At 65.6% G+C, this 15,979-nt stretch carries 8 protein-coding genes; 7 read left to right on the top strand and 1 reads right to left on the bottom strand.

The window, feature by feature from the left end:
* Position 1: 1 nt before the first annotated feature.
* The 7 genes from KF833_03610 to KF833_03580 all read left to right on the top strand — a co-directional run bounded on the left by KF833_03610 (position 2) and on the right by KF833_03580 (position 11,047).
* Entirely contained in the window at positions 2-2,284 is a 2,283-nt protein-coding gene (locus tag KF833_03610) for a polysaccharide biosynthesis tyrosine autokinase (protein ID MBX3744371.1), read from the top strand.
* A 440-nt stretch (positions 2,285-2,724) separates the two neighbouring features.
* On the top strand, positions 2,725-4,290 hold the full coding sequence (locus KF833_03605; protein ID MBX3744370.1) for an exosortase/archaeosortase family protein: 1,566 nt from the start codon (positions 2,725-2,727) through the stop codon (positions 4,288-4,290).
* A complete protein-coding gene (locus tag KF833_03600; GenBank protein MBX3744369.1) occupies positions 4,287-5,630 on the top strand; it encodes a glycosyltransferase family 4 protein in 1,344 nt (447 codons plus the stop codon). Before KF833_03605 ends, KF833_03600 begins: the two co-directional genes overlap by 4 nt.
* A gap of 3 nt (positions 5,631-5,633) precedes the next feature.
* Complete coding sequence (locus KF833_03595; protein MBX3744368.1) at positions 5,634-6,905, top strand: glycosyltransferase family 4 protein; 1,272 nt, start codon at positions 5,634-5,636, stop codon at positions 6,903-6,905.
* Entirely contained in the window at positions 6,902-8,608 is a 1,707-nt protein-coding gene (locus KF833_03590) for a glycosyltransferase family 2 protein (protein MBX3744367.1), read from the top strand. The genes KF833_03595 and KF833_03590 overlap by 4 nt, the downstream gene beginning before the upstream one ends.
* Positions 8,605-9,804, top strand: coding sequence for a glycosyltransferase family 4 protein (locus KF833_03585; GenBank protein MBX3744366.1), 1,200 nt, complete (start codon positions 8,605-8,607; stop codon positions 9,802-9,804). The genes KF833_03590 and KF833_03585 overlap by 4 nt, the downstream gene beginning before the upstream one ends.
* Positions 9,761-11,047, top strand: coding sequence for a glycosyltransferase (locus tag KF833_03580; GenBank protein MBX3744365.1), 1,287 nt, complete (start codon positions 9,761-9,763; stop codon positions 11,045-11,047). The genes KF833_03585 and KF833_03580 overlap by 44 nt, the downstream gene beginning before the upstream one ends.
* Here the strand turns inward: KF833_03580 and KF833_03575 are convergent.
* Positions 10,989-15,632: a hypothetical protein gene (locus tag KF833_03575; GenBank protein MBX3744364.1), complete on the bottom strand. Its 4,644-nt coding sequence runs from the start codon at positions 15,630-15,632 to the stop codon at positions 10,989-10,991. The genes KF833_03580 and KF833_03575 overlap by 59 nt on opposite strands.
* Between the last annotated feature and the right edge of the window lie 347 nt (positions 15,633-15,979).

The raw sequence follows: 15,979 nt of genomic DNA, 5'->3' as shown, positions 1-15,979 counted from the left end.
CATGAGTCTTCCCGCCCAACGCAGCCCCGAGCCCGCCTATCTGGACGTCGAGCCGATCGACGAGTCCGGGTCGCCGGCTGCCCTTCGGTTTCTTCGGAAACTGCTGCTGGCGCTGCGGCGATTCTGGTGGCTGCCGGTGCTGACGTTGCTTCTCGGGGCAGGGGGGGGCGCCTACCTCTACTGGACTGCGGAGCCGACGTACGTCTCGAACGCCCGCATGCATGAACCGATCCGGGTGCGGCTGCCGGAGGGCGGACTGTTCTCGGAGGATCTTCAGAACTTTCTCGGGACCCAGTCCGCCCTCCTGCAGGCGGGTCCGATTCGGGACCTGGCCATGGAGCGTCTTCGGGCTGTCGGGGGCGTTCGGATTCCCACGGGGCCGGACGGACAGCCGGAACGGGTGAGTGTGCGGATGGCACCCGTCCCCAAGAGTTCGGTGTTTGTCCTTCAGGCCACGGGATCCGACGCCCGCTACACCCAGGCGTATCTCAATGCCCTGATGGACGCCTACCTCGAGTTCAAGCGAACCATGAGGAAACTGGCCAGCAGCGAGACCCTGACCTCAATCACCGAGCAGGTGCAGCGGGCGGAACGCGACCTGACGATGGCTCAGGACATCTTCTCCACCTTCCAGCGGAGCAACAACCTGGCGATTCTGCAGGAGGAGGGAACCATCGCCGGCGGCTATCTCGCCAGGCTGCGGACCCAACTGGCCGATCTCGAACTCGAAGCCCAGATCCTCCGCTCGGGACGCCGACCCACTCCCGTGGCTTCCGCACTCCCCGGGCCGCTGGCGCAGGCTGGCCCGGCCGCCGCCACCCCGGATGTCCCAGCGGGGGACTGGCCCCAGGCGGAAGCGGCTGCCGACGGCTGGCCGGACCCCCCGTTGGTATCTGCTCCGACGCCCGCGCCGCTCGCCGAAGCCGGCGGGGGCGAAGTGGCCGCTCCTTCGGGCCCGGATGCGGAGCTGGCCTACCTGGCGACGATTCCGCCCGAGATTCAGGGCGTGCTCCGCGAGCGCGCCATGTTGGAGGCGCAGCGCGACCGGTTGAGCCAGTATCTCCGCCCGAAACATCCCAAGATGGTGCGCCTGTCGGACGACATTGCCCGGGTGGATCGGATGCTTGAGATTTACGGCACTCAGGAACAGCGCCGGATCGACGCGGCCCTCGCTGCGTTGGGTCTCAAGATGGCCAGCGTGCGGGACTCCATCCGGGAATGGGAGTCGAAGGTCGTCGAGGCCAATACCCGGATTTCCGAGGCGGAACGGTTGCGCGTTCACGTGCAGCGTGCGCAGTCCGTTCATGACCGCCTGATGCTGTTGGTCCAGAACGTCGGCATCAGCCGCAACATCGAACAGGACACCATGGCGGTCCTCGAACCTGCTTCAGTGGCGGAGCGCACCCGACGGAAGGAACTGGCCATGTTCGGCGCCTCCGCGGTGGGCGGGTTATGCTTCGGGATTGGGATATTGGCCCTCCTCGCCTTCCGGGATGACCGTTTTCAGACCCCGGCCGAACTGGTCGAGACGTTGGGTGGCGGGGTGGTCGGACACGTTCCCGACATGCCGCTGGGGCGATCCGAGAAGACCCTCCCCCTCCTGGCCCTGGACGATCCGCGGTACATGTTCGCCGAGGCCTATCGCAGCCTGCGTTCCGCCCTGCTCTACCTGGTCCGGGACGACCGTGCGCCTCGCTCCCTGCTGGTGACCAGCGCCATCCCTGGGGAAGGCAAATCGACCGTGGCCTCCAACCTCGCGCGGGCCATTGCATTCGGGGGGGCCAAAGTGGTCCTCATCGACGCGGACATGCGCAAGGGACACCTGCACGAGTTGCTGGGTGCTGCCAAGGAACCGGGGCTTACGGAGGCCCTGAGGAACCCGGATCGGCTCGCCGACTTCATCCAGGCCGACCTCCTTCCCAACCTGGGATTCATCGCGCGGGGAAAGGGGGCCGCAAACCCGGGGGATCTCCTGACGGGACCCAAGTTCGAGCGCCTGCTCCGCCTGCTGCGCGAGCAGTACGACTACGTCCTGTTCGACAGCAGTCCGATTTTCGCCGCGGACGATTCGGCGACCATGGCGCCGCGCCTGGACGGGGCTCTGCTGGTGGTGCGGCGGGGATTCTCGCGTGCGGCGCAGGTGACGGAAGCCATCGAAGTTCTCCAGCAGCGGCAGGCCCGCATTCTCGGCATGGTGTTCAACCGCGCCAACGCCTCGCTGCGCTCCTACCACTACTACAAGTACGCTGACTATTATCGCGGAGTTCCGCCTGTGGCGGCGTGAGGGGAGAATGAAGGCTGAAACCTGAAGCCTGAAACCTGAGACCTGAAGACGGAAGACGGAGGGATGACACTTGATGGCTGAGGACGGGAGGACTGGGGAATGGTCGACTATCGGACAGGATGTCTGGCGAGGGGAGGGCGGTCCGGTGGTGGAGGCGGGTACCCGGGGTGACCCAGGCTGATTCTCCTCGCGGGAGTGAGACAGGACACGGCGGGTGGGGATTTGCGCGTAAATCCACGGGTGCCGGGGACAGAGCGTTGCGACCTGAGGAACGGAGCGCGTGGCGATGCGATGGAATGAGCCAGCGGCGACTCTCGGTGCGGCGTCACGGCCCCTTCGAGAACGGCGGGGCAAGGAAGTGATGGAGCAAAAGGTCGTGGCCGGACCGGAAAGGGGCTGCGAACCGACCGGCACGAAGTGTCGAAACATGTGAGAGACTTGTGAGTTCCACAACGGGTATCATGGCGGCGGCTGACGTGAGGCCGGATCGGGTGACCCTCTGGGTCTGGGTGCTGGCCTTTGGGTTGCTGTGGCTGGATTTGCTGCGGCAACTCAGTTTCACCTGGGCGACCAGTGAGCAGTACGAGTATGGCTGGTTCGTGCCCCTGCTGGCGGCCGGCCTGCTGCTGCGCAACTGGGGGACCCGGCCCGATCCTGTGCCAGGTCGCGACCCGTGGGCCCTGAAGATCGGCATGGGCGTGCTCGTGCTGGCCCTGCTGCCGATTCGCATCGTGGCCGAGGTCAACCGCACCTGGCCGCTGATGAACTGGCTCACAGCCGTGCTGACGGTGGTGCTGACCCTGTACGCGATCCATCGCGTGGGTGGATGGGCGTGGGTGCGTCATTTCGCCTTTCCGATCGCCTTCATCCTCACCGCGGTCCGCTGGCCGTTCCGGATCGAACACGGGCTCACCCAGGGACTCATGCACATTGTGGCGGCGATCTCGGTCGAGATTCTGGGATTGTTCAACATCCCCGCCCTGCAACGTGGCAATCTGATTGAAATCGGGTCGGGGGTGGTTGGGGTGGACGAGGCGTGCAGTGGGATCCGGTCGTTCCAGACGACCTTGATGATCGGGCTGTTCCTGGGGGAGCATTTCCGCCTGCTCTGGTCCCGGCGGATCCTGTTGGTACTGGGCGGACTCCTCTTCGCCTTTGCTCTCAATGTGGGGAGGGCGCTGTTTCTTACCTGGCAGGCTTCGGCTCAGGGGGTTGAGGCCATCGACAAGTATCATGATGGCGCCGGGTGGAGCATCGTGATCGGGTGTTTCATCGGTCTGTGGCTGATGGCCGGGCGTCTGGCCAAGGCGCCGCCGATCGAGCCCAAGGCGTCGTGTCCGCCTGTCGGAGGCTTGCGTCGCGCCCCGGCCATCGGATTCGCCATCTGGATGGTCCTGATTTTCCTGGGCAACGAGGTCTGGTACCGATCCAGGGATACGAGTTGGAAGGAGTCCACACGCTGGGCCTTTCAGGCACCACAAGACGCGCCGGGCTATGGTCCCGTCGAGGTCGGCGACAGCATCCTCCGCCAACTCAAGTACGATCACGGCACGGCGGGGGCGTGGCGGACTTTGGACGGCCGGGCATGGACCGCGTTCTTCTTTCGCTGGGATCCGCGCACGGCGGGCCATTCGTCCCTGGGCCGCGTGCATCGGCCGGACCGATGCCTGCCCGGGTCGGGGTTTCGCATTGTGGAGGATGCCGGAGTGGAGGGGTTCGAGGCGGATGGGGTCACCATTCCGTTCCGCAGATACACATTCGGGCGGGACGAAGCCGTTCTGCATGTCTTCTTTTGTCTCTGGGAGGATGGCATGGACCGGCAGGGTGGGCTGGGGAGCAAGTACGGGGAACGGTTTCGTCTGGCCATCCAGGGCAGGCGCCTGATCGGCCAGCAGACCTTTCAGCTCATTCTGGCGGGATACCCCAGTCTGGCCGAGGCGACGGAGTCGGTCCGGCGCGAATTGCCGGGACTGGTCGAGGTGCAACGGCCCGACGTTGTTCCATGACGGCCGCGTGGAGTGAGTTCGGGGTGGGCATGACGACGACAACCTGTCTGTTGGGTCGAGCCACGGAGCGCGGTGCCGGTCGGTCCGAACCGGGGAGCGGCAGGATTTTGGCGTGCCCGGCTTCGGGAGGATCGGCAGCGGTCCGCGTTCTGGTGGCGGGCATTTCATGGCCGCCCGAGACGTTTCTGCAAAGGCTGGTGGTCGGGTTGGACCAGGCCGGTTGCGAGGTGACGTTGGGGTTGCCGACGGCGGACGCCATCCGGGGTGCGCGTCGCCAGGGGTTGAGCGCCGTCCGGATGCCGGGTTGGAGTTCGGGTCACCCCATGCGCTGGTTGGAAGGGGCCGGATGGCTGGCCATGGCGTTCCTGAGGTCCCGACGCGAGCTTGGCAAGCTGGTTCGGACGAGCTGGCAGGCGCGAGGGTTTACGCGGCGAATGTCCATGCTTCACCGCGGATTGCCGTTCTGCCTGGGCCGTTGGGATGTGATCTATTTTCCGTGGAACTCGGCGGCGGTGGCGCACCTGCCGGTCTTCGAGTTGGGGACGCCGGTGGTGGTGAGCTGCCGGGGGAGTCAGGTGAATGTCGCCCCGAGCAATCCAGCCCGACGCGACCTGGTGGCCGGGTTGAAGGAGACGTTTCGAAGGGCGGCCGCCGTGCATTGTGTGAGTGATGACATTCTACAGGAGGCCAGCCGGTTGGGACTGGATGCAGCCAAGGCACGGGTGATCCGGCCTGCGGTGGATCCGGTTCGATTTGTGCCGGCTGCCACCCGTCCCCCGTCCGCTGCCGGTGTTCAGTTGGTCACCACGGGCGCGCTGATCTGGCGCAAGGGATATGAGTACCTGCTGCTCGCGCTGCGCCGGTTGGCGGATCGGGGTCTGCCGGTCCGGCTTGCGATCATCGGGGAGGGTCCGGAGCGGGAGAGGCTGGTCTATACGGTGCAGGATCTCGGTCTCGGTGACCGCGTGGAGATTCTGGGGCGCCGTTCCCCGCGGGAGGTGAGGGAGCGGTTGCAGGGAGCGGATTGTTTCGTGTTTTCGAGCCTGAGCGAAGGGTTGCCGAATGCCGTGCTCGAAGCGATGGCCTGCGGACTGCCGGTGGTCACCACCGACTGCGGAGGGGTGCGCGAGGCGGTGACCGATGGGGTCGAGGGGCGCGTGGTTCCGGCGCGGGATCCGCTGGCCATGGCGGAGGCCATCGAAGAGCTGATTCAGAGCCCCGAGGCGGCGCGCCGGATGGGAGCGGCCGGCCGGGCCCGGGTGGAGCGCGATTTCCGGCTGGAGGACCAGGTTCAAAGGTTCGCGGCGCTGTTCCGTGAGGTGGCGGGCAGGAGGGAATAGAGCATGCGATTGGTGCTTGTCGTCCCGGCGTTTCCGAGGCTGTCGGAGAGCTTCATTGTCTCGAAGTTTCTCGGACTGCTGGACAGGGGCTGGGATGTCCATGTGGTGTGCCATCAGTCGGAGGCGCGGGAGTGGGGTCGGTTTCCGGCATTGCAGGGCCACGACGAGGCGAGGCGCCGGGTGCACCGGGTGTGGCGGACCGATCCCAGGTGGCTGATGCCGCTGCGCTGGCCGATGGCGCTGCTGGGTGCGGCGAGGCATCCCATGCGGTTGTCGCGGTATGTCCGGCGTGGCCGCGGGGCGGATGCGTTGAGTCGGCTGCGAAACGCCTACCTGGATTCCACGCTCATCGGGCTCGGTCCTGACTCGGTCCATTTCGAGTTCGGCGCACTCGCGGTGGGCCGCACGCACCTTCGGCGTCAGCTCGGGGTGCGGTTGACGTGCAGTTTTCGAGGGTACGATCTCAATTTCTCCGGGTTGGAGGTGCCCGGGTACTACGATGCGGTGTGGCGGGAGGTGGATGCCATTCATTGCCTGGGGCAGGACCTGTGGCACCGGGCCCTGCACCGGGGTTGCCCGCCGGCGAAACCGCACGTTCTCATCCCCCCGGCACTCGACCCGGGCATCTGGACCCCGCCGGACGACCGGGGCGGGGAACGACTTGGAACCCGGGAACGTCCGATACGCCTGCTGAGTGTCGGACGGCTTGAGTGGAAGAAGGGCTATGAGTTCAATCTCGAGGTGGTGCATCGACTGGTGCGAGCCGGGCTGGCCTGCGAGTACCGGATCGTGGGCGGGGGCAGTCACCTCGAGGCTGTGGCTTTCGAGCGAAAGCAGATGAATCTGGATTCGGAGGTGACCCTGCTTGGTCCCCAGCCGGCAGAACGCGTGCGGCGGGAACTGGTCTGGGCCGATGTCTTCCTGCACGGGGCGGTGTCCGAGGGCTTCTGCAACGGAGCGATCGAGGCGCAGGCGATGCGGTTGCCCGTCGTGTGCAGCGATGCGGATGGGCTGGGTGAAAACGTGGCCGACGGAGAGACGGGGTTCGTCCTTCCGCGTCGGGATCCGGGCGCCATGGCGGAGGCCGTCCGACGTCTGGCTGAGGATCCGGACTTGCGCTTGAGGATGGGGCGGGCCGGGCGGACACGGGTGGAGCAGCGCTTTCGCATCGAGGATCAATTGGAAGCCTTCGACCGGTTCCATCGGGGGCCCGCAGGAGAAGAGGGATTGCGTGCACGGGTCGATGATTACGGTGGGAGCGTTCACCCTTCGTGATGGAAGGCGTAAGGCTCATCCTTCTGGACGGTGGCGGGGATTCCCTCGACTGGGGAGCCGGGCAGGTGGTGACGGTCGGGGGCAATCTCGCGTCGGTCCGGTCGGCCCTCGACGATTGGGGAGCGTCGGGATCCGAGCCGGCTGCGCTCTGCTGGGATGCGACCTTGGGGCGTCCTCCGGGCCTGCAACTCATTGGCGAACTGCTGGCCACAGGGTGGGATGTCTGGCATGCGGGCCTTCGCCTGGGGATGGGGGGGCGTCCGCACATCCTGGCTTCGGTCACCCCGACATGGATGCTGCAGGCGGATCCGAATCCCGAGGTGGAGGCGACATCCTGGCGGTTGTCCCTGCGGGCGTGCCTGGTGCGACGGGAGGTGGTGATGCGGTTGGGCGGGCTTCCATCGGGCTTTCGGACCCTTGAGATCGCCGGCCTGGAAATGGGGCATCGGTGGATTCGCCACGGAGCACGGATGCGGCATGTGCCGGGGCTGCTCGGCCCTTCGGATGCCGCTCCTCCGAGCCGGGTGGCCGGGGAGATTTCCGGGAACGGGGTGGGGGCGGCAAACGAAGGGGAGGTCGAGGATGCCTTGCGCTTCGTTCGGCGGCGCCATGGGCGTCGATGGCTGGGTTGGGCCGCCTTCCGGGCGGTTTGGACGCGACAGGCGCCGTTCAGGAAATGGTTGCGCGCCTGGTGGCGGGTGCGACGCGAGCCATCCGTGCCTGCGCCCCCGCCTCTGAGGCAACCCGCCCAATGCGAATCCGTGCCGGAGCAGGGCGTCCCCGATGTCCCCGGGAGGGGGGTGACTGTCCTGATTCCCACGGTGGACCGTTATCCCTATCTGAAAGTGTTGCTCGGGCAGTTGGGAAAACAGACCCTTCCCGTGAAGGAGGTGGTGGTGGTCGATCAGACCCGCGTTGAGCGGAGGGAGACCTCCTGGGTGGAAGCGTTTCCGGAACTGCCATTGCGGGTGGTGACATTGGAAGTGCCCGGTCAGTGCTCCTCGCGCAACCGGGGGCTGCGAATGGCGACGGGGGAGATGGTCCTGTTCCTGGATGACGATGACGAGGTGGGGCCTGACCTTGTGGAGCGGCACCTGAGGCACCTTGATCGGACCGGAGCCGGGGTTTCGTGTGGCGTCGCCGATGAAGTAGGCGCTGGACCGCTTCCCCCGGAGTTTCGGTTGGCGCGGATGAGCGATGTCTTCCCGACCAACAACACCATGATCCGGCGGGAGGTGCTCGAACGAAGCGGGTTGTTCGACCTGGCCTACGATCGAGGGCAACGGGCCGATGGGGATCTCGGGATGCGGCTCTATCTGAGCGGGGCAAAGATGCTGCTGGACCCGACCATCTCGGTTCTGCACCACCACGCGCCGGCGGGAGGATTGCGCACGCACGGCGCCCGCGTGGTGACCCGTGCCGGGAGTCGCCGCCGGCTGTTCCAGAGACACCTGGCCAGTGTGTGGGACATCTACCGGGGACTCCGGTATTTTCCGAGGAACGAGGTTCGGGAAATGCTGTGGATCAACGCGGTGGGAACCCTGAGTGGCGAGGGGGGAGGCTGGCGGCGTGCCTTGAGGATGGTTCTGGCCCTGGTGTCTCTGCCCCACACCGTCTGGGTGCTGCATCGGCGCTGGACGGAAGCGAACGACATGCTGGGGAGATTTCCGCAGATTCCCCAGACCGGTGAGAGGGAGGAATGAAGGCGCTGCTGGTCGCTTCCGAGTTTCCTCCGGGTCCCGGTGGGATAGGCACGCATGCCTGGCAACTGGCGCGGCATCTGCCCCGATGGGGTTGGGAGGTCACGGTGCTGGCGGCCCAGGACTACGTCTCCGACGCGGAGGCCGTCGCATTCGGCCATGGTCAGCCCTTCCGCCTGGTGCGACTCCCGCGGGCCAGCCATCCGGCCGTGACCGGTTGGCGGCGGTGGCGCCACGTCGGCCGGATGCTCGGTGAGACGCGGCCGGATGTGGTTCTGGCGACCGGGATGAAGTCCGTCTGGATCGCGGCAGCGACTGCGCCGAAGACCCTGCCGTGGGTGGCCATCGGCCATGCCACTGAGTTTCGGGTGCGGGGGAGGGTGGGATCGAGCCTGACGCGTTGGGCGTTTCAGAAGGCGTCCACCGTGGTCTGTGTCAGCCGTTTCACGCGGGGGTTGATGCGATCGGCGGGCATACGACCGAGGGCCGAGGAGGTGATACCCAACGGTGCCGACCCCGGAGCGTTCGAGCCGATGCCGGAGGCGGAACGTCAGGCGTTTCGCGAGCGCAAGGGGGTAACAGGAGCGCGGATACTCCTGACGGTCGGCAACGTGACCGATCGCAAGGGGCAGGAGGTGGTGATTCGGGCCTTGCCGGCCATCGTGCGGCGCCACCCGGAGGTCGTGTATGTGATGGTCGGGATGCCCACCCGCCGCGACGCCTTCCTGACGGTGGCCCGCGAACTGGGCGTGGAGGGGCATGTGCGCTTCGAGGGCATCGCCGACGCCGCGGACCTTCGTGCCTGGTATCAGGTCTGCGAGGTCTTTGTGGTGACGAGTCGCACCACGGCGAGTGGGGACTCCGAGGGGTTCGGTATTGTCGCGGTCGAAGCGGCGCTCAGCGGCCGGCCCTCCGTGGTCTCGGAGGGGTCCGGGTTGGTGGAAGCCATTCTTCCCGGGGAAACGGGACTGACCGCGCCGGAAAATGATCCACCTGCGACCGCTTCGGTCATCCTGCGCCTGCTGGACGATGCGGTGCTGCGGGAGCGGATGGGGATGCGGGCGCGGGAACGGGCCCTGAACGAGCAGACGTGGGAGCAGTGTGTGCAGCGGTTCGATCAGGTGCTGAAGCCGCTGGTGGAGTCACCCCTCGGGGTTGAGCCCGCTCCCGGAGCCCACCCGGTTGCCGGGATTCGGTGACGACTCAGCGCCGGAGATCATGCGCCTCTTCATCGTATCCCATACCCCGCATTACCGGATCGGGACCGGTTGGGCGGCCTGGGGAGCGACGGTACGGGAGGTCGACGCCTTGGCGACCCTGTTCGCGGAGGTGGTCCATCTCGCCCCGGCCTATGAAGAAGCGGCGCCGGCCAGTGCGCTCCCCTACCAGGCACGAAATGTCCGTGTCGAGCCGGTGCGGCCCGCCGGGGGAAGGGGATGGGCGGCCAAGGCTTGCATTCTGCTACGGTACCCGGGGTATGCATGGGCCATCCGCAGGGGATTTCGACATGCGGATGCGGTTCACGTCCGATGCCCGGCCAATCTGAGTCTATTGGCGGCCTGCCTGTTGGGATTTTCTCGGAAACCCAGGCGACGTTGGATCAAGTATGCCGGCAACTGGCGTCCCGACGGTGCGGAACCCCTCAGCTACCGACTCCAACGAGCCTGGCTTGAGCGCGGCTGGCATGGTGGCGTCGTGACCGTCAATGGAGAGTGGCCCGGCCAGCCCCGGCATGTCCGGTCCTTTTACAACCCTTGTCTCACTCAGGCCGAGCTTGACCACGCCCGGTCGGTCGCGGCCAGGAAGGTGCTGACGGAACCCCTCCGGCTGTTGTTTGTCGGCCGGTTGGAGGAGGCCAAGGGGGTGGGTCGTTGCCTGGAGATCCTCCGCCGGTTCCAAGCGACGGGTGGAAAAGCTGTTCTCGATTTGGTGGGCGATGGCCCCAATCGGGGTCGCTACGAGGCGACGGCGCGGGACATGGGGCTGGGGGCTTCCGTGCGCTTTCACGGTTGGCTGGGCCGAACGGATTTGGACCTTTGTTACGAACGGACCCATGTGGCACTGCTCCCGTCGCTAAGCGAGGGATGGCCCAAGGTGTTGAGTGAGGCCATGGCCTTCGGGGTGGTGCCGCTGGCTGGGCGGGTCGGTTGCATCGGTCCGTACCTGGAACAATTCGGGACGGGTGAAGCTGTGGAGGTGCGTGACTTGGACGGATTCGTCCGGAGGCTCAGTCTCCTGGTGGCGCATCCCGACGGATGGGAGGACCAGTCCCGGCGGGCGGCCCTCGCCGCCGGTCAATTCACCTATGAGCGCCATTTGGAGCGGGTGCGCGAGATTCTTGAGTTGCCGTCTGGTGTCCAGTCCATGGAAGGACACCGACACTTCAGCGCCGGGTCAGGCCGCGGGGGGCCTGAGGCGGCCGGAAGCCGGCATCGGTGGTGATCATCACCTGGTCCAACCGGGTGTGGGCGGAGTCCCAGCGGAATGTCAATCGCTGGGGACCGGCACCGAGGAGAAGAATTCGCGGTTGATCCGTTCCAGCGGTGCCCGTGAGCGCAATCCAATCCCAGGTGGCTGCCGTCGCGGGCGCGGGCAGCAGGAAGGGTTGTTCGGGTTCGCCGTTCAAGGCGACATGGAACAGTCCGGCGATCCCCGGGGCAGCCTGGACCCGCGTCCAGACGAGGTAAGGCCCGGCGACGGGAACCTCGAACTCCACGGTGGCGGTTCCCCGTCCGGCGCTGGGAGAGGTCAGGTACGTCCCGGTCGAGGCGCTGACATCCGCGTGGGCTTCCACCGGAAGCTGGTACAGCATCGAGGAGGCGCCGAGAGCCATCTGGACGGGAGGCAGGTCCGTGGAGGTGACCACCCGCAGGGCCCGGTTGAGAGCGGGGTCGAGACTTCTCGGGACCCAGGCAGTCACACTTCCGCTGCTGGCCAGGGTTGTGGTGAGGCTGGTCCAAGAGCCTCCCGGGGACTGGAGCTGAATGATGCCAGTGCCTGGGAGGGTGACGGCGAGATCGACATCCGCCGCCATCAGGTAGTGACTGCCGGAGGCAGTCAGACGGACCCCCGAAGGAGCTTCGAGGACATCGCCGGGACCGAAGTCAAAGATCATCACCGAGACCAAGCCGTCCCCGTCGGCATCGGTGAAATCACCGGGAGCGACTGCCGGGCCCACGAGTTGGTAGGAGACATCGGTGCGTCGATCCAGCGGGGAGACCTTGTGGATCTTCCAGAAGCGGGTGAGAGACTCGTTGGCGGCGGTCAGTCCACGATGCCGGTTTGCATGAAAATCGGCAGTCAGCGTGTCATCGGAAATGAAGGTGTTTCCCGAGATGGATTTGATGGCGAAGGCGCCGATGTCCGCCGGGTTCTCGAAGGTCAGGAGACTGCCTGCGCCGTGATCGACCACGGACGTTACGGTATAGGTGGCATGGTGATCGGCATTGCGGATGTGGAATGCCTGGGACGTGGCCGGGGTGGCGGGCAGACGTTCGGTCGTCACGATGCGGCGGTTCCGGAAATCCACTTCGGCAATGGTCGCCTGGTGCAGGGAATGGGCCGGGCGGACTGCGATCGATCCCCGGGCGAGTTCTCGGCCGCCGACCAGATGCAGGGCCTGAAAGGCGCCCGACTGCTCGGACCAGAGGGCAAAGCGACCTTGGGCCACCAGTTGCCCGCCATCGATGACCCGGCGGACATCGCGCCCGTCGGAGAACAGATGGTCGGTCCGACCGTCCACGGTGGTGACGCGGAGGGCAACGGCCTTCAAGGCGTCGGATTCGTTGTTGACGATGGGGAGGGACACCTTGGCCGCGATGCGGGACTGACCGGCAAAGGCCTCGATCAGGGCCGGGAACACGTTCTCGCGAGTCGCCATCTCGGCGTAGGTGCTGACCGGTTGACGCGACTGCACGAACAGGTTCGGCACATTGAGTTTGTAGGCCGCCGAGTACAGATTGCCGGCCATCACGGTGTCACCGGCCCGATCGAAGAGTGTGACCTGGGTGTACTTCCGGGGCGAGGCCGGATCATAGAGGGAGCCGAGCATGTTGGGTTCCGCGGCCACAGTGGTAACAGTCAGCGCAGTTCCGTCCCCGTTGGTCAGATTCTGGGTGGTCGAGGTGCGCCCCAGGCGCCAGGTCGCCTCGAGGACGCCGGGAGTGGTGCCTTCCCGGAGAGTGGTCGAGGCATGTTTGCGGAGGTAATGAGCGCTGATCGAACCGGTTGGCGGTGGGTTCATCGAGGTGTTGACCGTCAAGCCCCCCTCCTCGCCGCTGGTGTCGGCGCCGTGAAAGCTCCAGGTGTGCCACTTGCCCCCCCGCACACGGAAGACATCGAAGACGTAGGAATGGTCGTCACCCAGGTCCACCAGGGCGACGTCCCGGCGATAGATCTGGACGCCCGGATGCTGCATGGAGCGGCCCGAAGCGGCGAGGAACTGGGCGCCGGGCATGGGTTTGAAGGCCTCGAACCAGGCATCCTGCTGGGTGAAACTGCCTGCCGGCCACCCGCTCTCCGCCTTGGTATGATGGTGATAGCCATCGATCTCGACGGTGTTGTGGGTGTAGGTGGCCGAGTCGGGCGGGACCGTAAACAGGGTGCTGCCTTCGTTGCGCTGCCCAAAGTCGTTGGCCATCCGGAGGCCCAGGGCGAACAGGTTGAGGTCGAGGGCGTCGTGGTGGGCGTGGCCAATGCCCGTGCCAGTGCGGATCATGACCGCGCGCTTCTTTCGGAAGTCGTCCTGTTCGACGCCCGACTCGAGGAGTCCGACCCCGAAGCCGGGGAACAGGCGGGATGTGGAACTCAGGCGCGGATCCCGCATGCCTTCGCTGGTCGCCAGGATGGACTGCCATTCGGCGTCGGTTTCGCTGCTGCGTCCGCCCCAGGCATGGCGAAGGAGCCAGGCGGCGTTCGGGTGGCCGGTGAGGCGCCAGATCCTGCGGGTCGTTTCCTGATTGACCGCAGCGAAATAGCCCCGGTTCGAGTAAGTAGTGTGCGAGGCGTCTCCCACACTGAACGTATATCCGCCCGCCACGGTGGAATTCATCAGGAAACGGGCAAAGGCCCCGATCTTGGGATAGGCAACCACGTCGGTCAGATCGTAGGTCGGTGCACCGCCGGTTTGTTTGAAGCGCCGGGTGAGATCAGCGGCATCCAGGAACAAGGCCGACTGGCCTGATGCGTACATGGTGGAGCCGATGTAGTTCATCCCGTCCTGACTGAACGAATTGTGGTAGTGGGATTTGAGGGTGCGGAACCCGAGCGGATGAACGGACACGGTCGCGCGGGAAAAGTCCATGAATTCGGTCCCAAGATCGCCCGGGCCATGCACCAGGCCCAGGTACATGGGCTCACTGTTGCTAATGCGTGCTGTCCGGTTGTCCATCATGGACGACTGGACCAGGTGGTTGTCGAAGAAGGCGATGAGGTCGGTTGGCGTTTGGATCCAAGGAATGAAGCGGCCTATGGCATCGGCGAGCGGTTGATTGCCCTGGATGAAATCGAAGAGCTGGTCGTAGGCCGAAAATAGCCGGGTCTGCATGGCTCCCGACCAGGCGTTATAGACATGCTTGCCCACCCGCCGGGCTTCCCATCGCCATTCGGAGTTGTAGGCGAGATCGGGGTTGGCGGCGTTGAGGGAGAGTTCCTGAGCCTCCAGTTGCATGGCAGGCCACTGCAGAGCCAGGCGGGCCAGCATGATGGCCGCGTCCCATGCCGCGGCGGCTTGTCCGGTGACATGGTAGCGTTCCGGGAGGCAATGGGCCGGCCCGGAGTGTTCCCCGCTGAGAATCTGGTAAAACTGGTCGTAGAACTTTCGGGTCACCTGATTGCCGATGATGAAATAATAGCTGCCCGGGCTGTTCCAGGCCTCTCCCGCTCCAGGAACCCAGAGACCCAGTCCGTCGTCGGGAAGGGAACCCGGCAGGGGGCGGTTGGCCCGGAGATCTTCCCAGGAATAGGACGCCTGGAGTGTCGCATTGGTGAGCTGGAAGGGATGGGCGAAATTGTGGAGAAAGGTGTGCGAAACCGTGGTGGCCGGGTGGATGACCCAGGTTCCCTCGGAAGTCGCCGGCGGGTCATACAGTTTGTTGTCTGTCTTCGATCCCAGGTGCATGGCGTTCAACGGCGGCATGGCATGCCAAAGGATGGTATCGCGCTGGGCACGCTCCGAGACGGTCGGGTTCTGGGGAATCGAGGGAGAGTTGTTGTTGATCCATCGCCAGATGTAGTTGTCTCTGTAGTTGGCTCCATTCTCGTCCTTTTCGAAGGGGCCTTTGGCTGCAATCATCTGGGCTTGCGCCCGCACCAACTGGCGTTCCTCCGGGGTGAATGTGTAGGCGGCCGTCTTGTTGGCCCGGCGATCGGTTCCGGCAAGGGCGTCAAAAAAGTCGATTCGATGCAGGATCAGCGCCTCCTGGCTGCCCGGGCCGACGAACAGTTCCGCGTCGAGGGTGTTGTTCGGGTTGAGCGCGTAGAAAAAGATACGGCCGGTTTCCTCGTAGTTTTCCGAGTACAGCACACGCATCCGGTACTCGTTCACCTCCCCGGCCGGGCCGTCATTGATCCGAAGATGCACGTACAGGGGACGGCGGATGCGGGGGGTCGGCGCGTTGTCCACCCGGCCCACGAGGCGGACGAAATAGACACCGGGCTGGAGATTCTCGAAGCGGAGGGGAATCCGGGCTCCGTCGGCCGCCAGGCGGACGGCGGGGGCCGTGACGGTGGTCCAGGTGTGCTCGTGGATCCAGTTGCGGATGCGGCCAGTGTCGGAGGCGATCCGAGACGCTGCGGGGATTCCCGCCAGGCTCCCGGCTTCGAGGAAGCATCCGTCGTACCGGGTCAGCAAGTGGTTGACCCGGGTTTGGGCGCTGCCGTCGAAGCCGGTGTAGAGGCCCGGGCCGTTGTGGAAGTTGGCTTGGCTCAGAACGTTGGCCGCCCGTACGGCCGGCGGGGAGAGAAGGGCGAGACCCACAAGGGCTGGGAGAAGGGATCGCCGCAGAAGGTGGAGATTTGGGGTGTTCATCGGAGGTTCCGGGCAGCGGCAGGGCCGGTCGGCCAAGCAGCCTATGGAGGGTTCTATCGGATGGGTCCAGCGGAAATGAATGGGAATTGGGCTCTTTTTCCTCCCTTTAAATTCGCTGGGTTGGAAGGGCTAGGGGGAGGGGGAAAAGCAGAAACTGGAAAGCAGAAAGTAGAAATATGGGATTGGGACATTTGCGTAGGGGGAGCCCGAGAGGGCGGGGATCGGGCTTTAGGAGCGGGCCTGCGGTGCCGATGGTAGGGCGTTGGGGGATGAAGCACTTCGCGGGGCCCGTTGTTCGGCCCCGTTGCGACGTGACGGGGCGGAGCTGTGGGGAAGGAGGGCCTGAG

The organism is Verrucomicrobiia bacterium (genome assembly GCA_019634625.1).
Lineage (GTDB): Bacteria > Verrucomicrobiota > Verrucomicrobiia > Limisphaerales > CAIMTB01 > CAIMTB01.
This window is presented reverse-complemented; position numbering and strand designations above follow the sequence as displayed.

Coding starts and splice junctions, on each gene's coding strand:
- KF833_03610 (MBX3744371.1), top strand. CDS start 2: ATGAGTCTTCCCGCCCAACGCAGCCCCGAGCCCGCCTATCTGGACGTC.
- KF833_03600 (MBX3744369.1), top strand. CDS start 4,287: ATGACGGCCGCGTGGAGTGAGTTCGGGGTGGGCATGACGACGACAACC.
- KF833_03595 (MBX3744368.1), top strand. CDS start 5,634: ATGCGATTGGTGCTTGTCGTCCCGGCGTTTCCGAGGCTGTCGGAGAGC.
- KF833_03585 (MBX3744366.1), top strand. CDS start 8,605: ATGAAGGCGCTGCTGGTCGCTTCCGAGTTTCCTCCGGGTCCCGGTGGG.
- KF833_03575 (MBX3744364.1), bottom strand. CDS start 15,632: ATGAACACCCCAAATCTCCACCTTCTGCGGCGATCCCTTCTCCCAGCC.